Source organism: Mesorhizobium sp. M0058 (assembly GCF_040323095.1).
Lineage (GTDB): Bacteria > Pseudomonadota > Alphaproteobacteria > Rhizobiales > Rhizobiaceae > Mesorhizobium.
This window is the reverse complement of record NZ_JAMYUQ010000003.1, coordinates 291,245-312,518: the sequence shown is the minus strand read 5'-3', so window position 1 is coordinate 312,518 and position 21,274 is coordinate 291,245. Positions and strand designations below refer to the sequence as shown.

Annotated in this window: 16 protein-coding genes and 1 tRNA gene; 5 read left to right on the top strand and 12 right to left on the bottom strand. The window is 63.3% G+C overall.

What is annotated here, in order from left to right:
- Positions 1 to 3: 3 nt before the first annotated feature.
- A complete protein-coding gene (gene folD, locus NKJ75_RS06870; protein ID WP_023669302.1) occupies positions 4 to 903 on the bottom strand; it encodes a bifunctional methylenetetrahydrofolate dehydrogenase/methenyltetrahydrofolate cyclohydrolase FolD in 900 nt (299 codons plus the stop codon).
- A 356-nt stretch (positions 904 to 1,259) separates the two neighbouring features.
- Entirely contained in the window at positions 1,260 to 3,557 is a 2,298-nt protein-coding gene (locus NKJ75_RS06865; protein ID WP_352499475.1) for a GumC family protein, read from the bottom strand.
- Positions 3,558 to 3,755: 198 nt separating this feature from the next.
- Between NKJ75_RS06865 and NKJ75_RS06860 the strand changes: the two genes are divergently transcribed.
- The gene (locus NKJ75_RS06860) at positions 3,756 to 5,051 is read left to right on the top strand and encodes a lipopolysaccharide biosynthesis protein (RefSeq protein ID WP_023669300.1); all 1,296 of its coding nucleotides are present in this window, start codon (positions 3,756 to 3,758) and stop codon (positions 5,049 to 5,051) included.
- Here the strand turns inward: NKJ75_RS06860 and NKJ75_RS06855 are convergent.
- Genes NKJ75_RS06855 through NKJ75_RS06845 form a run of 3 tightly spaced genes read right to left on the bottom strand, consistent with a single transcriptional unit; the run spans position 5,048 to position 7,931 of the window.
- Positions 5,048 to 5,971: a DUF6492 family protein gene (locus NKJ75_RS06855; protein WP_023669299.1), complete on the bottom strand. Its 924-nt coding sequence runs from the start codon at positions 5,969 to 5,971 to the stop codon at positions 5,048 to 5,050. The two genes, NKJ75_RS06860 and NKJ75_RS06855, sit on opposite strands and share 4 nt — an antisense overlap.
- Entirely contained in the window at positions 5,968 to 6,762 is a 795-nt protein-coding gene (locus NKJ75_RS06850) for a WecB/TagA/CpsF family glycosyltransferase (protein ID WP_023669298.1), read from the bottom strand. Before NKJ75_RS06850 ends, NKJ75_RS06855 begins: the two co-directional genes overlap by 4 nt.
- Positions 6,759 to 7,931, bottom strand: a complete 1,173-nt coding sequence (locus tag NKJ75_RS06845) for a glycosyltransferase (RefSeq protein WP_023834059.1) — start codon at positions 7,929 to 7,931, stop codon at positions 6,759 to 6,761. Before NKJ75_RS06845 ends, NKJ75_RS06850 begins: the two co-directional genes overlap by 4 nt.
- 172 nt (positions 7,932 to 8,103) lie before the next feature.
- On the opposite strand from NKJ75_RS06845, the gene NKJ75_RS06840 reads away from it, so the two are divergent.
- The 3 genes from NKJ75_RS06840 to proC all read left to right on the top strand — a co-directional run bounded on the left by NKJ75_RS06840 (position 8,104) and on the right by proC (position 11,289).
- On the top strand, positions 8,104 to 9,102 hold the full coding sequence (locus tag NKJ75_RS06840) for a glycosyltransferase family 2 protein (protein WP_023692395.1): 999 nt from the start codon (positions 8,104 to 8,106) through the stop codon (positions 9,100 to 9,102).
- Positions 9,071 to 10,390, top strand: coding sequence for an O-antigen ligase family protein (locus tag NKJ75_RS06835; RefSeq protein ID WP_023746238.1), 1,320 nt, complete (start codon positions 9,071 to 9,073; stop codon positions 10,388 to 10,390). The genes NKJ75_RS06840 and NKJ75_RS06835 overlap by 32 nt, the downstream gene beginning before the upstream one ends.
- 83 nt (positions 10,391 to 10,473) lie before the next feature.
- Positions 10,474 to 11,289 (top strand): pyrroline-5-carboxylate reductase, encoded by an 816-nt coding sequence (proC, locus tag NKJ75_RS06830; protein ID WP_023832763.1) that lies wholly within the window; start codon positions 10,474 to 10,476, stop codon positions 11,287 to 11,289.
- 22 nt (positions 11,290 to 11,311) lie between these two features.
- On the opposite strand, the gene NKJ75_RS06825 is transcribed toward proC, so the two are convergent.
- From NKJ75_RS06825 to NKJ75_RS06795, 7 genes are all read right to left on the bottom strand, one after another.
- On the bottom strand, positions 11,312 to 12,211 hold the full coding sequence (locus NKJ75_RS06825; protein ID WP_023740456.1) for an MBL fold metallo-hydrolase: 900 nt from the start codon (positions 12,209 to 12,211) through the stop codon (positions 11,312 to 11,314).
- 269 nt (positions 12,212 to 12,480) lie between these two features.
- Positions 12,481 to 12,873: a type II toxin-antitoxin system VapC family toxin gene (locus tag NKJ75_RS06820; protein ID WP_352499474.1), complete on the bottom strand. Its 393-nt coding sequence runs from the start codon at positions 12,871 to 12,873 to the stop codon at positions 12,481 to 12,483.
- Complete coding sequence (locus tag NKJ75_RS06815) at positions 12,873 to 13,115, bottom strand: type II toxin-antitoxin system VapB family antitoxin (protein WP_023669292.1); 243 nt, start codon at positions 13,113 to 13,115, stop codon at positions 12,873 to 12,875. The genes NKJ75_RS06820 and NKJ75_RS06815 overlap by 1 nt, the downstream gene beginning before the upstream one ends.
- Before the next feature lie 78 nt (positions 13,116 to 13,193).
- Positions 13,194 to 14,507, bottom strand: a complete 1,314-nt coding sequence (locus tag NKJ75_RS06810; RefSeq protein WP_023834060.1) for an NAD(P)H-dependent oxidoreductase — start codon at positions 14,505 to 14,507, stop codon at positions 13,194 to 13,196.
- 152 nt (positions 14,508 to 14,659) lie between these two features.
- Entirely contained in the window at positions 14,660 to 16,054 is a 1,395-nt protein-coding gene (locus NKJ75_RS06805) for a multicopper oxidase family protein (protein ID WP_352499473.1), read from the bottom strand.
- 183 nt (positions 16,055 to 16,237) lie between these two features.
- Positions 16,238 to 20,107: a caspase family protein gene (locus NKJ75_RS06800; RefSeq protein WP_081726077.1), complete on the bottom strand. Its 3,870-nt coding sequence runs from the start codon at positions 20,105 to 20,107 to the stop codon at positions 16,238 to 16,240.
- 366 nt (positions 20,108 to 20,473) lie between these two features.
- Positions 20,474 to 20,548, bottom strand: a tRNA-Thr gene (locus NKJ75_RS06795).
- 498 nt (positions 20,549 to 21,046) lie between these two features.
- On the opposite strand from NKJ75_RS06795, the gene NKJ75_RS06790 reads away from it, so the two are divergent.
- Complete coding sequence (locus tag NKJ75_RS06790; RefSeq protein ID WP_352499472.1) at positions 21,047 to 21,202, top strand: hypothetical protein; 156 nt, start codon at positions 21,047 to 21,049, stop codon at positions 21,200 to 21,202.
- Positions 21,203 to 21,274 lie beyond the last annotated feature (72 nt).

The window sequence follows — 21,274 nt, the reverse complement described above, 5'->3', positions numbered from 1 at the left end:
GGGTCAGAAGGAAGGCCGCTTCAAGCCGGCCGCAAGGTAGGCTGAGGCTAACGTATTGGCCATCAGCATGGCAATGGTCATCGGTCCGACACCGCCGGGCACGGGGGTGATGGCGCCGGCGGCCTTGGCGGCTTCGGCATAGGCTACATCGCCGACGAGGCGGGTTTTGCCTTCGCCCTTCTCGGGTGCGGCAATGCGGTTAATCCCGACATCGATCACGGTGGCGCCGGGCTTGACCCAGTCGCCCTTGATCATTTCGGGCCGGCCGACGGCGGCAACCAGAATGTCGGCTGTGCGGGCCAGCGCCGGCAGATCCTTGGTGCGGCTGTGGGCGATGGTGACGGTGCAGTTGGCGGCAAGCAACAGATTTGCCATCGGCTTGCCGACGATGTTGGAGCGGCCGACGACGACCGCGTTGAGGCCGGAAAGATCCTTGCCGCGCACGCGTTCGATCAAAAGCATGGAGCCGGCCGGCGTGCAGGGCACGAAGGCTGTTTCGAGTTCGCCGGTGCCGAGCTTGCCGACATTGATGAAATGAAAGCCGTCGACATCCTTTTGCGGTGCGATGGCCTGGATGATCTTGCCGGCATCGATATGGGCGGGAAGCGGCAGCTGCACCAGAATGCCGTTGATGGCCGGATCGGCGTTGAGTTCGCCGATGATCTTCAGCAGTGCCGCTTCGGACGTGTCGGCCGGCAGTGTGTGCTGCAGCGAATGAAAGCCGCATTCCTTGGCGGTGCGCGACTTCGACGCGACATAGACCTGGCTTGCCGGATCCTCGCCGACGATGACCACCGCTAAGCCGGGCTGGGCCTTTCCCTTGGCGACCAGGTCCTCGGTCAAGGCCTTGACCTTCTGAACCACGTCTGCGGCGACGATCTTTCCGTCAATCACTTCGGCCATGAACCATCCTCGACATCATTCCAGCCAAGGCGCGGCGCGCGCCTTGAACGTTGCTTCGTGCATGTCGTTGTTCCAAACGTTCCGCCCATTCGGGTAAAGCCCGACGGCAGCGCTTTTTGGGCGCCATGCTGCGCGGCATTGTCACGAAATTTGGCCTAAGCAATCCCGTCAAAGCGCCGTCACATGCCGTAAACTCGAAACCGGCAGCTTTTATTCTGTGCTGACGGGCTCAGAGCGACTCATCCTTTCACGGAAAGGCTGAACCGCTCTATATTCTTGTTTTGACGCAATTCCCAAGGGAAAGCGCGCTACGCGCTTTTCCCGGGAAAACCGTTTCACACTTTTCCTGGAATTGCTCAGAAATAGCGGCGGTGCGAACGGCTTTCGGTGAGTTCGCGCACCGCTTCGCGAAATTCGCGCAGGCTGGCGCGGATATCGTCGATTTGCGCCTGCTGGTCTTCCGGCGCCGCCCCAGCGGGCTTCGGAGAAGACCACGGCCCGGACGCCGCGGGCAGCGGCTGAGCCTGCGAATAGGCATAGTCAGCCGGCTGACGAGGCTGCGCGTAGCCAGGCTGCTGCGCAGGGGAATTGGCGTGCGGAACCTCGTTCCGGAAGTCCGGCTGGCGATAGCCCACAGGCTCCTGCACCGGCCTTGTATATTCGGCGGCTGGTTGGGCGCGGTAGGTCTCGACGGGTTCGCCTGACGTCCCGCTACCCGGCGCGGCTTTGCGCATCGCCGAGAACAGTCCGTCGAACAGACCTGGGCTCCGGGCGGGAGCGGCCGCGGTCGGCAACACCGGAGGTGCTGCCGGTGGCGGCGCCACAGGCAGCGGCGCGCGATAGACCTTGTCCTCGACCGGAGGGCGGCGCTCGTCCATTCTGCCGCGCGAACGCGAATTGGCAGCGCCGCGCAGGCTGGCAAAGGCGCCGCGCATGGCGCCGACACCGATGCCCGAAGCAAGCCCGAGCAGCAGGCCGGCCAGCGCTATTACAGCCCGCGACGGTCCGTTGGGTTCGAGCGGCGGTTGCGCGGGGGTCATCAGATTGATGTTGGTGGTGTTGATGTTTTGCTGTTCGCCGGTCTCCTTGGCGCGCAGAAGGTACTGTTCGTAGACGGAGCGTTTGGCGGTGGCATCGCGCTCCAGTTCGCGCAGGCTGACCAGATCGCTGTTGACGTCGCCGCTCTGGACCTTTGCCTGAGCCAGGCGGGAAGCGAGATCCTGCTCGAGCTGGACCGAGCGCTTCAAATCGACCTGTAGCGACGAGGCGATGCGGCGCAGTTCGCCTGCGATGCGCTCGCGCGAGCCGTTGAGCTGGGCACTGAGCGCCTGGTATTCGGGATGACGCGGTCCCAGACGCACGGCGGCGCGGTCGGCCTCCTGCTTCAAAACTGCATATTGCGCGCGCAGTTCGCTCATCGTGTTGGAATTGATTTCTTCCGGCAAGGTGCCGTTGATGACCGAATTGACGTCCAGCGAACGCGCCGACGCGGCCCGGGCATTGAGTTCCAGCGTACGGGCCCGGGTGACTGAGAGCTGCTCGTTGAGCTTCAGCATCTGGTCGTCGCTGATCAGATGGCCCTGCGCGTCGACGAGATCATGCGTGGCCCTGAAATCCTCGACCTTGCGCTCCGCTGTCTCGACATTCTTACGCAGGTCATCGAGCTTGGCCGTCAGCTGGTCCGTCGCGCGCCCGGCCATCCCGAACTGGTATTGGGCCGCCTCCTGCTGGAAAACGTCCCTGGTCCTATTGGCTATCTCGGCCGATTTGTCGGCGCTTTGAGTGGTGGCGCTGATGGAAACGACAAAGCTCTTGCCGCTGCGCTCAACCGACAGGCTCTTGGCCAGATTGCCGACCGCCAGCGCCTGGCGGCGCACTTCACCGCCGCCGCCAGGGCCATCCTGGCGCGACAGTATCGAGCGAATGAGCGACAGGACGCCAAGGCCGCCAGAGCCCTGTCCGTTGAATTCCGGATCGTCGACGAGATTGAGATCGGCCACGACCTTGTCGAGGACCTTGCCGGATGTCACCATCTTGATGCGGGTTTCGACAACAGCCAGCGCCGCATCGGGCTGCCCGACCGGTTGGGTGAGATCGTTGTCGGAAAGCTTCAGGTCGCCTGGCTCGATGACCATCTGTGTGGTGGCTTCGTATTTCTTCGGTGTCGAAACGGCGACGGCGACGCCGAGCACCGTCCCCAATATCGTCGTCGAGACGATCAGCAACTTGGAACGAGTAATGCCGCGGACGACCTGGAGCGGATCGATCAGCGGCTTCCATTCCTGCCCGTCATCGTCGTCGCGGTCCGGTTGCTGCTCGTGGAAAGAGCGGGGCTCATAGGCCGCGCGGGAGCTAGGCTCCTGACGCCGGCCGGAAACAGGCTCCTCACGCGCGCTGGCGGCCGAAACGGGTTCGCCGTCGGCCTGGAACTGCGGCGGCTCGGGCGGTGACGTTGGCGCCGGATTCGACCGCGCCTCGCGTTGCGATCGGGCTATGCGGTGACGCGTGGCGGCATCCTCGCGCCATGACGGATCCACCCGGTCACCGATCGAGACCGCCGACGCATCCGCCGCCTCATCGCCGCGCACAGCTTTGCCGAGCGCCAGGAGGGAGCGCTCGCGCCTCCAGTCTTCACGGTTTTCCCTGTCGACCATTGTCTCGAAACTTTACCTTCGACGGCGCGGGAGCGGCGGTCGGCCAATCGTTAAGTCACGCTAAACAGGCATGGGAAACAAAAGGTTAATTTCCGAAGTCTGCAAGTGAAAGTTTCTCGCTTCGCCACGCATTGCCGGGATCTGTAAAATGGCGTCAGAACCGCACGTTAAGCTTTGCGGCTTACGGCTTTCCTCGATATGACGCAGGCCAGCGACATACCGCAAAGGCGGACACTCGCCCGCATCGGCACCTTCCTCGCCGAAAGACGGGGGCTGGTTCGCGACTATCTTTCAGCCATCAGCGGCGCCGGCGGGCGGCTGGTGTTCTCGCTTGCCTATTTCATCGCACTTGCCAACACGCTGTCGATTGCCGAGTTCGGCATGTTCGCCACCGCCTCGGCGGCCGGCGTCATGCTGTCGCGCATCCTCGCTTTCGGCTTCATCTCGGCGCTTTACCGCACAGCCACCATCCGCCCCAATCTGATCGGCACCTTCACCGCCGGCTTCCTTTTGCTTGGCGCCGTGTCCTTACCACTGCTGGCGGCGGCCTCCTGGGGCGTCTACCTCATCTTCTTCGCCAGCACCGTTCCGCTGGCCGTCTTTGCCGCAATCGTCTTTGCAGAGGCGCTTTTGTGGCGGCCGGTCGAGGTGGTGCTGATCGTCAACAACGGGCTCGGCAAATTCGGCCGCGCCGCCGTGCTGTCGATCGTGGCCACGGCGTTCCGCGCGCTGGGCGCCGTGCTGTTCATGCTATCGGGCCAGCACAGCGTCTGGATCTGGTCGTTGTTCTACATCGGCGCCAACGCCGCCTCGCTGCTGCTGGCCTTCGGCTTCTATTATCCACGCCAGCGGCTGAGGCTGCGCACCGAGCTCTATCTCAGGCGGCTTGCCGATTCGATCTATGTTGCAGGAGCCGAAGTGCTGTTCTACCTGCAGTCGGAATTCGACAAGCTGCTCGTGCTGGCGATCGGCGGGCCGCATCTGGCCGGCATCTATGCCATCATCATGCGGCTGGTCGACCTGACGGCAATCCCGATCCGCACCTTCTCGATGATGCTGGTGCAGAGGATGATGCGGGCGCCGGAGCTGTTGTCGCGACTGCGGGTCAAGAGCGGTATCGAAGCCGGCGTGTTCCTGGTGTCGACATTGGCACTGGCCGCACTCGGCATCGTGCTGCATTTCTTCCCCAATGCACTTGGCCGGAATGTCGCCGAGGCGGCGCCCTTGGTGGCGTTGGCAATCGGCGTGCCGGGACTGCGCAACCTGGTCGAATACCAGGCCGAGCTGCTGTTCGCGCGCGGCCAGACCGCGCTCAGGGCGCTCAACCTCGGCCTGCTGGCGGGGCTGAAGGCGGTGCTGTTGACCTATGTGCTGACCACGATTGCCGACACGCCCAGGCTTGTCGTATCGCTCAATGTCGTCTTCCTGCTGCTCTATCTCGCCTCGGCGCTGCTAACCTATTCGGCGCTGCGCAAGCCCGCCAAGGCAATCTAAGCCAATCCGATCAGGCGGCGGATGCGGCCGATATCGGTGCCGATGAAGGATTGCATGCCGATCGCCACCTGCCCCGGTGCCATAGCGGCGACGAAGCTGCGGAATTCGTCATCCGACAGCGCCTCCCCGGTCCAGTGCACGCGGCAGAATTCCTCCGAGCCGTGGAAATGGCCGGCGCCCCCCAGCACATCGTCGACATAGCGGCCATAGATCATGCATTCGGAGAACCGGCGCACTGAAGCGATGACCTCGACCCAGCCGCGCGCGTGCACCTTCTCGATCTCGGCGCACATCGCCGTCACGGTCTGACGGCGCCAGGCGATCAGCGTCGAAATATAGTCGTGGTTCGAAACCTCGGATGCATCGATACCAATCGCCGAGGCCGCATTGCGCGACCAGATGCGATGCTCGTCGTGACCGTCGCTCGACAGCACGCCGTCGCGCCGGAACAGCCGCACCTTGCCGTCGCGCCAGAAGGCGCTCAGATCGAATGGCTTGAGGAAGGCGACGTCGGAATCGCAGAAGACCAGCACGTCTTCTCCAGCATGCGCAGCGATGGCGATGCGGCGCAGCTGCTGCACATGCCAGCCGCGCAGCGGCTGGGTCTTGAGACTGAGCCAGATGCGACGGCGAAAGAGGCTCATCGGATCGTCGAACACACGCAGCCAGCGCGGCAGCAGGTCGCGCTCGTCGACAACGCTGCGGCGGTCGTTTTCCAACTGGCGAAACAGCGCCACGTCGCGGTGCTCGACCAGAATGTAATGATGCGCCAAGCCGGAGACATGGCGGTCGAGGGTCTCGCACAACAGGCGGCAGCGTTCGAAATCCGGCGCATAGCTGGCGGTCACCACCGCCGCCGTCGGCGTTTGCGGCAGGGCACCGGTCTCGGCTGCAGGGCTCGGCACGACGCGGCTGTTCACCGCAACTCTCCGGCGGGCTCGGGCCGACGCGAGAATTTCTGCCTGACGACACGCAGCAGGAACACCGGATTGCCGACGACGTAGCGGCGCCACAGCCGGCCGGGCTCGATGCACAGACGGAACAACCATTCGAGCCTCAGCTGGCGCATCCACAGAGGCGCCCGCGGCACCGTGCCGGAGAGAAAATCGAGCAGCGCGCCGACGGCGATCGGCAGCGTGCAGTGGCGGGCATCGATATGACGGGCGATCCACAATTCCTGGCGCGGCACGCCCATGGCCACAAGCAGCACGTCGGGCCGCAATGCCTCGATGCGATCGACGATCGCCTGCTCTTCGGCGGGGGAGAAATAGCCGTCATGGATGACGACGAATTCGTGCTGCACCGCCAGAGCGGCTAGCCTGACCGACGCCGCCTCGGCGTTGGCGCGGGTGGCGCCAAGCAACCCGACGGTCAGCGGCCTCGCCGATGCCTGCAGAAAGGCCGGAATGAGATCAGTGCCGTTGAGATTGTCCGGGAACGGCGCGCCGTAGAGCAGCTTTGCCGCCAGATCGACGCCAACGCCGTCAGGCAGGATGAGGAAATCGTCGAGCGCCTCGGCAAAGACCGGATCGGTAGAGGCGATGTTGGCGTTGTGAGCGTTGAGAAAACTGACCTTGGTGAAGCGCCGCTCGGCAATCAGACGAGCGAGCAGCGCGATCGCGTCATCCCAGCCGATGGCAAGGACCGAAATGCCAAGGATCGTCTTCAGCGTATCGAGCCCGAAGGCGGCGCGGGCGGTGTGCATGTTCATGCAAACACCTCCTCCCCCACCGACCCGAGCTTTTCCAGGCCGAGCCTGATGGCGGCATCCAGTGCCTTGATCTGCCGGCGGTGAAAGGCGCTGCCATCGACATCCTTGACATCGGCCGCCGCTGCCTCCAGCGCGCCGGCGAAGGCGGCCGGATCGTCGGTGACGAAACAATTTGCCGGGCGATGATCGATGCCGCGCAGCGAACGGCTGGTGGCGACCGACGGCAGGCCGAGTTCGAAGGTTTCGATGGTCTTGAGCTGAACGCCGCTGCCCGCGGTGCTGATCAGTGGGATGACGGCGGCGCCGCGCACGAAATCCTGGGCGTCGGGCACGCGGCCGACAAATTCGACACCGGGATGGGCAGAGGTGATATCCGACGGCATGTTGCCGGCGACCCTGATGCGAAAGCTCCGGCGAAGATGCGGCACGACTTTTTCCAGGAACCAGTCGAGGCCGATGCGGTTCGGCTGCCAGGTCCAGGTGCCGATCAGCGCCGCGTCGCAATCGATGCGGCGCGGCTTGACCGGCTTTGGCGCCGTGGCAGTGGTCACCAGCGGCAGCACCGCCGAGCGGTCGTCGCTGGCAACGCCGAGTGCGGCGCGGTCTTCCTCGGCCAGCGTGAAGACGAAGCGAGCCCGGCGGCAGAGCCGCTCCTCCATGGTCTTGAGCAGCCTGGCCTCGCGGGCAAACAGCAGGCGCTGGAAGCGACTGTTTGCTGCTGCCGCATTCTCTTTGGCCGAACCATGTTCGACATTGTGGGCGACGAAAATCGAGGGACGGTCGGCGAACAGTTTTTCAAAGGCGCCGGCGAACTGCACCGAATTCAGGACATAGCCGTCGAAGGGACCGGCGCGCTCGATCGCGGCACGGACTTCGCTGTCGGAAACCGCGCGCAGCTTCACGGAAGCGAAGGTGAGCCCTGACAGCACCGCCTTGCCAAGCCAGGCGAGCTTCTGCCGCGCCGAGGCGCTTTCCGTGCGCACGTCGACGGCGCCGAGCACGAAGGTGTTTTCGGGGTCGCTGGGCGCCTTGCCCGGCCAGATGAAGCCAATGACGGTGACGCGCACGCCGGCGCGCCGCAAGGCGGCGATGATCGCAGCATTGGCGATCTCATAGCCCGAAGCGAGAGCGCCGTCGGGCACGATCGATGTGGCGAACAGCAGATGCATCTCACCTATCCAGGCGTCAGCCACTAGCAAAGCTGGGTGAACCCTTGATTAAATCACGCAACGCAACGGCTGAAAGGCGCGGACCGGCAGGCGCCGCTGCGAAAGGTGATTAACGAAACGTTATCGTCGCGGTGTTATCGAAAGCCAGATTCAAAACATGCGGCTGGAGCGGATGATCCCTTTGCCATCGGACGGTTCGGTTTCGATTGCGGGACGCTCTCCGGGGCTCGCCGCAGAGACGATGGAAGCCGTCGTCACGCTGCCGACCTTCAAGCGGCCGCAACTGCTGCTCGAAACGCTGGCGTCGCTCAAGGCACAGCAAACCAGCCGGCGCTTCGCCGTCATCGTCATCGAAAACGAGGCCGAGGCGCGTGAGGGCGCCCAGGCGGCCGTGCCGCTGTTCGAACGCGACGATATGAAGGGCATGGTCATCATCGCGCATGAGCGGGGCAATTGCAGTGCCTACAATGCTGGCTGGCAGACGGCGATCCTGCATTTTCCGGATTTCCGCCACCTGCTGGTCATCGACGATGACGAGATCGCCGACGCGGACTGGCTGGAGCGCATGTGCAGGACGGCGGAGACGCTTGGCGCCGACATTGTCGGTGGCCCGCAAGTGCCGGTGTTTACCGATCCTGCTCACGCCAAATGGGCCGAGCACCCGGTGTTTGCGCCGCCCTATCGCCAGACCGGGCGCGTGGCCGCACTCTATTCCTCGGGCAACCTTCTGGTCGGGCGCAATGTGCTCACCATCATGGGGCCACCCTTCCTCGACCTGCGGTTCAACTTCATGGGCGGCGGCGATTCCGACTTCCTCAGCCGCTCGGCGCAGAAAGGTTTCGTGCTTGGCTGGTGCGCCGAGGCAAAGGTGCGCGAAGGCGTTCCGGCCCGGCGCGTCGAGGCTGACTGGATCCGCGCCCGATCCTTACGCAACGGTGTAATCTCGACGCTGGTCGAAAAGAAGAAGCGCGCCGGCACGCCATTCGCCGGCGCCAAGGTGTTTGCAAAAAGCCTGGCGCTGCTGATAGCCTCGCCCGTGCGCGGCGCAATCAAATTGGCGCGGACAGGATCGCTGTCGACGGCGCTTTACCCCGTCTATGTCTCGCTCGGCCGCGTGCTTGCCGAATTCGGATACGCCAATGAGCAATACAGGCAGCCTGAGAAGAACTGACGAGCTGCTGCTGGGCGGCATCGTCACCCGCGACGGCGTGGCGACGGCGATTGCCGCGCTGTTGTTTGCCGTCGTCATCGTGTCGTTCCGGCCGTTTCAGCCGGCAGGCGCGGAACTGACCGGCGACGGCGGCGACATCGTCAACCAGCTCGGCTTCAGTTCGCTCGGCGCCATTTCGACCTTCTCACTGCTGACGTTCGCCGACCCCAAGATGGTGCGCTCGCTGCTCAGCCCGTCCTGGATCCTGATGCTCGGCTTTTTCATGCTTTCGGTCATCAACGCGACCGACCCGTCCTCGGCCATGCGCGCGGCCTTCTTCACGCTGCTTGGCGTTCTGACGATAGCGACGGTCCTGGTGCTGCCGCGCGACGCCGACAGTTTTTCGAAAGTCATCATATTCTGCGCGATCGTCGTTATCGGCCTGTCCTATATCGGCCTCATCGTCTTTCCGCATGAGGCCCTGCATACGGCCGATTCGCAGGAGCCCGAACATGCCGGCCTGTGGCGTGGTGTGTTCGCCCACAAGAACATTGCCGGACCAATCATGGCCTGCTTCAGCTTCGCCGGCCTCTATCTCTTCCGGCGCGGCCAGAAGTTCTGGGGCGTGGCGATCTTCGGCGCGGCGATGATCTTCATGCTGCACACCGGCTCCAAGACGACGGCCGGCCTGGTGCCGTTCTCGATCCTGATCGTCGTGCTGCCGGGCCTGATCGGCATGCGGTTCGGCACGCCGATCCTGTTTGCACTGGCGATCATTGCGACGGCCATCGGTACCTTAGGCATCGTCTTCATCCCCCCGGTGAAAGAGCTGGCGGCCACCTATTTCCCCGACCTCACCTATACCGGACGCACGACGCTGTGGGAGTTCTCCGGCGAGATGCTGGCGAAGAAGCCCTGGACCGGCTACGGCTATGAAAGTTTCTGGGGCACGCCGCTGCTGCTCAGTCAGGACCAGCCCTTCGACCGGGCCTGGGACATCCGGACCATCGTGCATGGCCATGACGGCTATCTCGACATTGCGGTGCTGATGGGCATCCCGGCGCTGTGCGTTGCCGTCTACACTTTCGTGATCGCGCCGCTGCGCGACTACATGCGCATCCCGCCGCGCAAGGAGAACATCTATCTCGGTGACTTCTTCATGATGGTGGTGCTGTTCACGGCGCTGAACGCGTTCCTGGAAAGCTTCTTCTTCCATCGCGGCGACCCGGTGTGGCTGTTCTTCGTGCTCGGCGTGCTTGGCTTGCGGCAAGTGTCGCTGCGGCCGATCGCGGTGCGCCGGCGACCTTGACCGGCTGGCCTGAGCACCCCTTGAGGGGCTTTCCCGTCTGCCCGCTAGCGTCTAAGGAGAACCCTTGTCTCGGAGGGCTCTCAATGACGATCAGGCTTGTTCTCGCCGGTTGCGGCAATATGGGTTACGCCATGCTTGCGGGCTGGCTGAAATCCGGCAAGCTTGCCCCGCAAGCCGTGTTCGTGGTCGAGCCCAATGCCGAATTGCGCAAGCGCGCCGAGCACCTCGGTTGCAGTGTCGCCGCGGACGCGAACGGGATCCCCGCCGACGCAGAGCCCGACCTCGTCGTCATCGCCGTCAAGCCGCAGGTGATCCGCGACGTCGCCGCCGCCTACAAGCGCTTCGGCGACGGCAGGACCACCTTCGTCAGCATCGCCGCGGGCACGCCGGTCGCCACCTTCGAGCACATACTCGGCCATCTCGCGCCTGTTATCCGCTGCATGCCCAACACGCCGGCCGCGATCGGCAAGGGCATGATGGTGGTCTATTCCAACCCGCTGGTGACCGACGACATCAGGCGTTTCGTTGCCGAGCTGCTGTCGGCGAGCGGTGTGGTGACGACGATCGACGACGAAGGCCTGATGGACGCGGTGACGGCGGTTTCGGGGTCCGGTCCGGCCTACATCTTCCATTTCATCGAGGCGCTTACGGTTGCAGCCGAGAAGGCCGGGCTGCCGGTCGAGACCGCCAGGCTGCTGGCCATGCAGACCGTCTATGGCGCTGCTGCACTCGCTGCCGAAAGCGGCGAGAAGCCCGGCGTCCTGCGCCAGCAGGTGACCAGCCCCAACGGAACCACGGCAGCCGCCCTTGCCGTGCTGATGGGCGAAGACCGGCTGACGAAGCTGCTGACCGAGGCGGTGGAAGCCGCGCGGCTGCGGTCGGTGGAATTGGGGAAGTAGCCGAGGCGCTCGCGGGGCCGTATCAGCCCCACTTCATCTCACCCTTGGCGACCTTTGCGCCCAGTTCCAGGGACGAGACGTCAAGAAGATCGGGATAGCGCCGCTTCATCGCTGCAATCAGCTCGACGCTGGATTTCGCTTTTTCGGCTTCCTTATTGAAAGCTTCGAGGTAGGCGCGGGTGAATTCCACGGCCGCCAGACCGTCCGGTGCACCGGCTACCTGATGGGACGGCACCACGATGTTTGGTTTGCGGGACGCGATTTCGTTGAGCGCGGCAATCCATTTCTTGCGGTCGTCTACGGTTGGCTCGTCGGCAACCCAGACATGTACGCCGGACGAGATCAGCACGCCGCCGAACACCGCTTCAAGGCTGGGCACCCAGAGATACCGCCGGTCTTTCAGATCGGCGACGGTGACGATCTCGATCTTGTTTCCTTCGATTTCAAGTGAGGTGATATCGGAAGCCTCGGGAATGACGACATCCGCCAGGACCTTCGGTCCATTGTCCTTGAGCTGTGGGCTCCAGACATCCAGCTTGGCTTGCACATTGGCTTTGATGGCCGCAACCGTTGCGCCGGCCGCGATGATCTTGGCGCCGGGGAAAGCATCCGCGACGGGACGGAGGCCAAAATAATAGTCAGGGTCGCTGCAACTGACATAGATCGTCGTCAGGGTCTTGCCCGTCGCCTTGATCGCATCCGCGACCGCACGGCCATCGGACAGGGTAAATCCGCCGTCGAGGAGGATGGCTTCTTTTTCCCCGGTCAGCAGCACCGGCGTGCGGCGGAAACCATTCTCGTCAGCCTGAAAATGGGTCCATTCCAGCTTGGCGGCGGCCTTGGCTGCAAAAGCCAGAGGCTGAAGCATGGCAACCATGCCCGTTGCCAGAAGGGTTTTCATCGTCTCGCGTCTTGTCCAAATGGTTTGCAAGATTTCAATCCTCAATGGGGGTTCAACTGATCGAGATTGGCATCTCGGCATGGTTTGAAAAACCCGGATCAAAAAGACAGACTGTATGAATGGATCACACAATGGCAGCCGATGGTCTGCGTCGTCAGCACGAGCGCAATGATCAGGCGTGTTGCGCGACCAGGTCAACAGCCCATGGCGCGAGCGCGGCAGCATTTGGCCTGCTGGGCGGGAGCGGCTGACGAAGCTGCTGGCCGAATCGTGGAACTGGGGGAGTAGGATCAGGCCAGATCGGTGTGGGAAAAGTCTTTCCCTTTGTAGAGTAAGGGCATCCCACAGCTTTTTGCCGAGGCATATGACAGGCAGTCAGCGAGATTGAGCTGAGCCGGGTGGCCGCGACGTTTGCCATAGTTCGAAAAAGCCTGGATCGCGAGCTTGGCATCACCGATTTCGATCGGAACCACCTCGATCTCGGCCACACGCAGGAAGTCCTCTATCGCCTTTTCGGCGAAGAGCGGCTCCACCACCAACTTCGATGAAAGCCGCATCGCCGCTTCGAGCACGACCAGCGGAGATGTTATCCGTATCGAGGCCTGCCCGATCCGGCGGCTCCAATCGGCGGCGTCTTCCTCTCCGGCGAGGACAGCGATCACCACCGAGGTGTCGATGAACATCAGGAATGTCCCCACATCTCGTCGATCTCATCCTTAGTCAAATCCCTGCCGCCGCTTCCCGCCTTGGCCTTCAGATCGTTCGATATGGCGGCCAGCCGCTCAGCCAGCGGAACTCGTTCACGTTCGCGCTGAAGCTCGGATTCGAGCGCCTCGATCACCGCCTCGGTCATTGAAATCTTTCGCTTTTCGGCAAGCTGCCGGGCGAGGTCACGGGCGCGCGGGTCTCTGATCTGGAGATTCATCCTGAGCCTCCGTTCGGTGCCACTACAACATAGGGAGTTGTCATGACAAGGCCAGCCCGACTGGCCTGTCATCCAATCTCAGCTCCCGTACAGCATCTCATCCTGCAGCTTGCGCAAAGCGAACAGCCTGGTCGTGCGGTCGGGTGTGGCGTTGTCGGTGGTGATGAGCTCGCCCTTCCTGACCGGCTTCAGCACCTTGCCGCCTTCGAGCAGGCCGACCGGCACTGCCAGATTGGCGCGCGCCTCTTCGACGGTCATGGTCCAGGAGCGGTAGCAAGTCTCGCCGATGGCATCGAAGGTCTCGCCCGTGGCGAGATCGCGCTTGGCGACCGCGCAGACCTCGGCCACCGGCTTCGGCAGCGGCACCATGTCGGGGCGGCCGTAGAGCATGATACGCGCTGCCGTCAGCGGCACTTCCAGCGAGGTCAGATGGTAGGGCCGGAAGAAGCTGTAATAGGGGCCGTGGCCGATATGCAGATCGTCCATGCGCTCGACGATGCGCGGATGCGTCGCCTCGACGATGACGAAGACGCCCGGCGCCACACCCTTGCCGATCGTGTAGTCGACAACACCCTTCTTCGACAGGATGCCGCCATCGGCGCGCGGTATCAGCACCTTGGCCAGCTGGTCGCGGTCGGCCTTGGGCCCGTGCATGCCCGGCACATCGGGCACCAGCCCGGTGGCGTTGGCGATGGCGCACATCTCGACCATGGTTTTCGAGCCGTCGACGAACTCGACCAGCATGCGCGGGTTCATGTTGCGGCGAAGGGCTTCCTCGCGATAGTCATCCGGAACGGCATCGTGGTTGAGCGGGTTGTTCTTGCCCTTGCCAGCCGAGACGATGGTGTAGCCGAGCGCGGAGGCAAACTCGATCAGCTCCATGCAGCTCGACGGCTCGTCGCCGGCGCCGACCGAATAGACGACGCCGAGCCGGTCTGCCTGCTGCTTGAGGTAGCAGCCGATCGTGACGTCGGCCTCGACATTCATCATCACCAGGTGCTTGCCGTGCTCCATCGCCTTCAAGTCGAAATCGGCGGCGACACCAGGCTTGCCGGTGGCGTCGATCACGACGTCGATCAGCGGATTGGTGACCAGCATCTCGTTCGAGGTGATGGCGATTTTCCCGGCCTCGATCGCCGCGGTGACTTTCGAACCCATGTCGGCCTCGACCGCCATCGCCTCGTCGCCATAGGCGATGCGGATGGCGTCGCGCGCCGTGTGCGGACGCCGCGTCGAGATGGCGCAGATCTCGATACCGGGCATCAGCATGCCTTGCGTGACCAGGTCGGTGCCCATTTCGCCGGAGCCGATGACGCCGATGCGCACCGGGCGGCCCTCGGCGGCGCGCCTGGCGAGATCGCGGGCCAGTCCGGTCAGGGCGACATTGGTCATGCAAGCGTGTCCACGGCTTCTTGATTGCAGGCGGGAATAGCAGGGAACGGCCCCGCTTTGCCAACGAAACCAGCGGACGGCGGCAATTTCTCCGGCAACAGGCCCGGCAGGTGAGGCCAACCCCAGTAGAGGCTGATTGACCCGCCTCGGCGTCAAACCACCCTGATATAGCTCGTCATGCCGGTTTTCTGATGTTCGATGATGTGGCAGTGCAGCAGCCAGTCGCCGGGATTGTCCGCGACGAAACCGAGCTGAACCTTCTCGTTGGGCTGCATGAGATAGGTGTCGGAGATGACCGGCTGAACCTGGCGTGTCGACGACGACAGCACCTTGAAGCTCATGCCGTGCATATGCATCGGATGCGATTGCGGCGTCAAATTCTCCATGTCGATGACATAGCTTTTGCCGAGCTTCAGCTCGGCCAAAGGCGCGGTCGGGTCCGGCGTGTCGCCCGGCCACGGTACCTTGTTGATGGCCCAGAAGGAGTAGCCTAGCGTGCCGCATATGCTGTCGCTCGGCACGTTTTCCGCCGTGGCGCTGAGCGAGAGCGCGATGTGTTTCGCGCTGGCGAGATCCACCTCCGGCACCGGGTTGGCTTCCAGCGGTGCGAGGTCGCGCAGGTCGCGCTTGAGCGAGCTGCCGGTGGCGCGCAAGGTGGCGAGGACCTTGGGTTTGGTGCCCCTGATGTCGCCCAGGCTGACGATCGCGCCCTCCTGGTCAGGCATGCGGATGGCGAGCTCCATGCGCTGCCCCGGTCCGAGCAGCAAGGCATCGGGCGCAAAACGCTGCGGCACCGGATTGCCGTCGAGCGCGATGACCGCGGCCTCCGCACCCTCGACGCGAAACGCGTAGATGCGGGTGACATCGGTGATGGCGACCCGCAGCCGCACCAACCCGCCGGCCGGCGCGTCGAATTGCGGCTGGTCGAGCCAGTTGGCGGTGCGCACCGTGCCATAGGTTCCGGTTTTTGCGGCATCGCGCGGCCGGAATTGCTGGATGAACTGCGCGTCGTCGCCGAGGCGCCAGTCGCGCAGATTGACGATTGCCTCGGCGTCGAATTTGGGATCGTTGGGGTTTTCGACCACGATCACGCCGGTGAGGCCATGGCCCATCTGCTCCAGCGTGTTGCAATGCGGGTGATACCAGAACGTGCCGGCGTCGGGCGACGTGAAGGCGTAGTCGAAATGATCGCCGGTATAGACGTAAGGCTGAACTAGGAAGGGAACACCGTCCATCTTGTTTGGAACGCGAATGCCGTGCCAATGGATGGTCGTCGGGTCGTCGATGGCGTTGACGAGACGCGCGGCAAAGGGCTCGCCTTTTTTCATCCGCAGTACAGGCGGCATGCCTGATTCACCATACGTCAGGACATCCCGGGTCTCGCCCGCATCCATGAACCTGGCCTGGATCTTTGCCGTCTTGAGCACCACCGGCTCAGGTGTGACAGCTGCCCAACCGCTGAGCCTGGTCATTGCTGCCAGCCCGACGCCGCCACCGCCGGCAACCGCAGCCGTTTTCAGAAGCCCGCGGCGGGTGAATAGGGTCATCTGGCGCTCCAACGGAATATGATTACCTGTCGTCCTGAATGACGGGTGGCGACCGGCGCACAAGCCGATACTGCCACATCGCATCTCTGTCATGCCATGGCGAGCCGGTGACATCTGCTTGCGCAACAGCGTGAACGCTGGGCGTGCCCACCATTCGCCCGCATCCGGGAGCGCGGGCTCGGATTAATGCAACTCGGCCAGCAACGCCTGTGCCTCGGCGAGGTTCTTTTCGGAACCGGCGGCGAGATCGTCCATCTTCTTGTCACGGAAGATGACGAGCGCGTCCTGGCATGCGGCGATCGCTTCCTGTGCCATCGCCTTGTCCTTGTGGGCGGCGCCCAGATCGACCAGCACGTCGCACAGGCTGTCCTGCGTGAAGGCGACAGCCGGCACCGAATTGATCTTCTTTTGCACCACGATCGCCTCGCGCAGGACCAACACCGCCTCCTCGAAATGCGCGACATTGTTTTCGGCGCGGCCGGCCATGGTCAAGGCATAGCCCATCTCGTTGCGCGCATTGGCCCAACGTTCGGGATCGCGGTCGCGACCGAGCTGCTCGGCAAGCGCCCGGTTGACGACAATCGCCTCCTCGTACAATTCAGCCGAAGGCTCGCGGGCCGCGATCATGCTCAGCGTCTGCGCGAGACTGGTCTGGTTGGTGATCCAGAGATCGGGATCGCGGGCGATCGTTCGCACCGTGGCGAGGTCGCGGTAGATCTGAGCGGCTCGTTTCAGCTTGCCGACATCGTTCGCCCAGTAACCAAGACTCGACAGCCCGCCGGCGAGATTGTTCTGATTGTTCTCCCAGACAGCCAGCGCATTCTCGCGCGTTACCACGCTGAGCGCTGCGTCATAGGCGGCAATCGCGCGGGTGAGCAACTCGACGTCCTTGCCGTCCGCGGCCATCAGCAAGGCATTGCCGATATCGCCCTTGGTGCGCGCCCATTGCATGCGGTCGGGAAAACCGTCGTAGATCCGCGCTGCCGTCTCGAAGCTCTCCACGGCCTTGGCGTAGAACGTGGCGTCGCCACCAATCCGGCCCTGGCTGTAGCGGGCAAAGCCGAGGTCGTAGTTGATATTGGCCCACTCCTCCGGGTCGGCGTCCTTGGAGTAGGCGGGGAGCGCGGCTTCCAGCATGTCGGCTGCTTGCGCCAGCAAGTCCAGGTTGGATGTATTGTCGCCCAGGATCGACAGGGTCTGGCCGAGCACGCGCCGCGTCTGGCCGATCTCCGTGACATCACCGCCTTTCGTCTGCCCGTCGAGCGCCGCCCGCAGCGCGTCGACCGATTGCTGCAGCAGTTGATCGTCAGAGGCCAGCTTGCCTGACATCATCAACGCGCAGCCGAGGCGGAATTCCGTCTTGGCCCAATTGACTGGGTCCTTGTCGCGGGTGCGAACCCTGAGCACCTGACCGTAGACATCGATCGCCTGCCGCAGGATCGAGATGTCCCCCGCGCGTTCGCCCCAGTTCGATAGCGTGCCTGCAAGGCTGTAACCAATCGAAGCGAACTCGCCCGGCGCGGCGGTTGCGGTATAGACCTCCCATGCCTGACGATACGCGGTCACCGCCTGCATGTAGTAATCGGTTCCCGTATCGAGATCGCCGAGCGTGTCGTTGACCGATCCCAGATTCTGCTGCAGCGAAGCCCAGTCAAGCGGCAGTTTCTCACGCGGATATTCGGACAGAGCGGCCTGGTACGCGGTGGCTGCCTGCATCAGCAGTTCCTTGTTCTTCTGCTTGGCGCCGAGGCGCTGCAATGCGTTGCCGAGCGTCAGCTGGCCGTTGGCCCAGCTCGCCGCGGCGTGCTCGCGCGTCCAAACCGTAAGCGATGCCAGGGCGGCGTCGCGCGCCTGCTCAAGCGTGGCGACATCGCCGTTAATGGTTCCGATCGATTCCAGCGCCGTGCTCAGATTATTCTGGATTGTCGCCCATTGCGCCGGCGCGCGTTCCCTGGTCATTTCGCCGGTCGCCGCCTGATAGGCAGCAACCGCCTGCTGCATGGTCGCGATATCCTTTTCGCGCTCACCAAGGCGATAGAGCGCTGCCCCCAGATTGACCTGGCTCAGCGCCCAGTCGAGCGGTACGCGCTCCCTGCTGTATTCCGTCAATGCCGCACGATGCGCCTCGATCGCCGCGCGGAAACTGTCCGATGTGGTCTGGCGGTCGCCGATTTCGGACAGCACGATGCCGAGATTGTTCTGCGTCGCCGCCCATTCCAGCGGCAGTTTCTTCAACGACTGCACCTCGAGCGCCGAGCGGAAGGCCGCGACAGCCCGCTCCAGAAGCGCCGTCCCGTTCTCGCGCTGGCCGAGCCGCCAGTAGACCGTGCCCAGATTGCCATAGGTCGATGCCCAGTCGTCGGGGTAGGCGTCATGCGTATAGACGGTCAGCGCCTGCTCATAGGCGGCAGCTGCCTTGTCGAGGTTTTCGCGGCCGGCTTCCCGTTCGCCCAACGTAGCAAGCGTGGCGCCCATATTGTTCTGGGTGGCCGCCCAAAGCAGCGGCAACTTTTCGCGGGTGACATAGGTCAATGCCTGTTCATAGGCTGTCAGGGCCTGGGCGAGATACGCATTGTCGCCGGAGAAGTCCCCTTGTTCCGACAGAGCGTTGGCCTCTGCCGCCTTGTAGTAGAACGCGTCTTCGTCGCTCCATTTGGCAGCCTGCTCGAAGGCCTTGGCGTAATCTTGCGCCGCCTCCTTGAAGTTGAAGGAGATTTCATAAGTCCTGGCACTGCTGGCGAAGACCTTTGCGAATTCCAGCCGCTTTGCCTTCAGCTCGGCCTCGGCCTGGTCGACCGTAGACGAAAGTTCGCCGATGCGGGCCTTGGCCTGTTCGTTGAATTTCTGCGCCGCTTCAAGCGCGCCTTCCTGAACCGCCTGTTCGGCGAGTTTCGATAGCCTGGCAATTTCGGGGTCCGGGTTTTTCAAAGTCTCGCGTTCAGCCAACACGTGTTTCAGCCGTTCGGTCTGGCCACGCAGCAGCTTGTCGAGCTCAGCCGGATCCTTGGGTATGTCGACCCCGAGCGCCTTCAGCATGGCGTAGAGCCCATCCATCGGCACCTTGCCGTCACGCGATATGGTTTCGATCTGGCGGCGCTCCGGATCGGGTAGCGTCGAGATGGTCAGCAGGAGCTGGCGTCGCTCCCTGAGGATTTCGCCCTCATCACCTTTCGGCGCCTCGGCGGGGGTGCCGAAATAGAGCAGCCGGCGCAGGCTCTCATTGACCCAGGGCCGCTGCTGGCCGTTGGTCTTGAGATAGACCTCCTCGCCGATCATGCGCAGAACGGTGCCGAATTCCTCGCCGCCCACCGTGTCGATGTGGCGCAGGATCGCTGCCGCATAGGGGCTGTTGCCATCGGCCGGACCGTCCAGCGCAACCTTGCCGGGCTCGGCGGCAAAGGCGATGACCTGGCCGAGGCTGTCGTCGACCGAGCCCTTGGCCTCGGCGCCGCCTTTCAGGGAAACCACGCCGCGCGTTTCGCCGAGACCGCCGGCGCCGATCGGCTTGCCTTCGTCGCCCTGCGCCAGCTTCAAGAGCGTGCCCGGCGGGAACGGATCGTTGCGGCAGGCGTCCAGCAGAACGATGGTGACCGGCACCTTGGCCTTCAGTTCGGCGACGATGGACGACAGCGGCACCAACTTTTCGCCGGCATTGTCGAGTGCCGAAATATCGGCATCGACAGGGACCAGATAATTCTCGCCACCGGCTTCGATGCCGTGGCCGGAATAGTAGATGATGGCGACATCGGCGCCCTCGGCATCGTCGACGAAGCCTTCGAGATCGCGCCGCAATTTGCGTGCGTCGCGATTGGTGGCGACATTTGTCTCGAAGCCGAGCTTGTCGAACATCTCCTCGATGGCGCGGGCGTCGTTTTCCGGATTGGGCAGTTTGCCGACATGCTGGTAGTCGGACTGACCGATGATGAGCGCGACGCCTTTCAGCGCCTTCGGCTCTTCAGCCAAAGCGGGGCCAAACGCGCATAGGCACACCAGTGCCGCGGCAAGTGCCGCGCACATGCGCCCTGTCGCACCTGCCGTTCGCCCAAAGAGCATTCTCTACCCCAAAACCCAACGCTATCTTCCGCAGGCGAGATGGCATCATGATGGCCGGCCGATGGCAAGTCCTTGGGCGAGCTGTGTTCTTGTCGTGGATATGCGTACGAGGCGGCTGGCTTTCAGCGTGCGAGCGGTAGTGTTCAGCATGCCGGATACGGCCAGTCCGGCCTGTTCATGAGTTGACAGGTCCGGACTTGTTGAGCAGTCGTCCGGCCCCGTAGAGCCTCTTTCTCTCAATCTTTCCGGGCGAGGGGGGCCACGGCTGGATGCGCGGGATTGGCACTTTTACGTCAGCCGGCTTTTTTGGTCCGCAACGAGACCCCGACTTCGCGACTGCATCTTTTTAAAATAAAAGGAATGAACTGGTGCTGCGAGAGAGGATTGAACTCTCGACCTCTCCCTTACCAAGGGAGTGCTCTACCACTGAGCTACCGCAGCAATCGGCGCCTCAATAGCCGCTGACGTCTTGAATTGCAAGGCGTTGCGTGACCATTCTGAGGGGCGCGCCAGAATGGTTCATCGTAACCGACGTGGCAACAAACAGGCAGGGAACGCACGGCAGGCGACACCAGCAGGCGAGAGCTACACCAGTTTTGCAACCAGGTTGGTGCCAGATCGGCAACAACACAGGAGAGGGACGAGATGAAAGACCCGGTCGATCACATTGAACGGCCCTGCCTACCATGGCGCTCATCAGCCGCTGTCACAGAGTGCGGGCTAGATGCCTCGAAGGTGAAGGCGCTGACGAGAGGCGACTTTTTCCAGCGATTGAAGGATTATGGCCAACAGCGAACAGCCATGATGACGTGCATGACGTGCTCGAATACAGCGGGACGGTGGGGAACGTGGGGCGATGACCCTCGAATGGCGCTACAGCGCGAGATCGAGTGGGAGGGCTTCGGAAGGTGGTCTCGCAGCCAAAACCGAGGCGAGCGCATGAAGGACGAGCTGGTAGCCATCGCGGCGCTCATCGAAGCGCACCGCGACGAGTTCGATCAACATGTGGCGGCGACCGAACAGCGACGCGAGTGGCTGAAAAGGAAGGCGGCGTTGGAAAAACGATCTGAGCCTGTGCGCCCTCGTTCGCTTTAGAGCCCCGTACAGAGGCGTCATGCACCCCCGGCCTTCACCAACTACCCGAGAAGGCCTCCTCGCGCGTCCTGG

Coding starts and splice junctions, on each gene's coding strand:
- folD (WP_023669302.1), bottom strand. CDS start 903: ATGGCCGAAGTGATTGACGGAAAGATCGTCGCCGCAGACGTGGTTCAG.
- NKJ75_RS06865 (WP_352499475.1), bottom strand. CDS start 3,557: ATGGTCGACAGGGAAAACCGTGAAGACTGGAGGCGCGAGCGCTCCCTC.
- NKJ75_RS06860 (WP_023669300.1), top strand. CDS start 3,756: ATGACGCAGGCCAGCGACATACCGCAAAGGCGGACACTCGCCCGCATC.
- NKJ75_RS06850 (WP_023669298.1), bottom strand. CDS start 6,762: ATGAACATGCACACCGCCCGCGCCGCCTTCGGGCTCGATACGCTGAAG.
- NKJ75_RS06845 (WP_023834059.1), bottom strand. CDS start 7,931: ATGCATCTGCTGTTCGCCACATCGATCGTGCCCGACGGCGCTCTCGCT.
- NKJ75_RS06840 (WP_023692395.1), top strand. CDS start 8,104: ATGATCCCTTTGCCATCGGACGGTTCGGTTTCGATTGCGGGACGCTCT.
- NKJ75_RS06835 (WP_023746238.1), top strand. CDS start 9,071: ATGAGCAATACAGGCAGCCTGAGAAGAACTGACGAGCTGCTGCTGGGC.
- proC (WP_023832763.1), top strand. CDS start 10,474: ATGACGATCAGGCTTGTTCTCGCCGGTTGCGGCAATATGGGTTACGCC.
- NKJ75_RS06820 (WP_352499474.1), bottom strand. CDS start 12,873: ATGTTCATCGACACCTCGGTGGTGATCGCTGTCCTCGCCGGAGAGGAA.
- NKJ75_RS06815 (WP_023669292.1), bottom strand. CDS start 13,115: ATGAATCTCCAGATCAGAGACCCGCGCGCCCGTGACCTCGCCCGGCAG.
- NKJ75_RS06810 (WP_023834060.1), bottom strand. CDS start 14,507: ATGACCAATGTCGCCCTGACCGGACTGGCCCGCGATCTCGCCAGGCGC.
- NKJ75_RS06805 (WP_352499473.1), bottom strand. CDS start 16,054: ATGACCCTATTCACCCGCCGCGGGCTTCTGAAAACGGCTGCGGTTGCC.
- NKJ75_RS06800 (WP_081726077.1), bottom strand. CDS start 20,107: ATGCTCTTTGGGCGAACGGCAGGTGCGACAGGGCGCATGTGCGCGGCA.
- NKJ75_RS06790 (WP_352499472.1), top strand. CDS start 21,047: ATGAAGGACGAGCTGGTAGCCATCGCGGCGCTCATCGAAGCGCACCGC.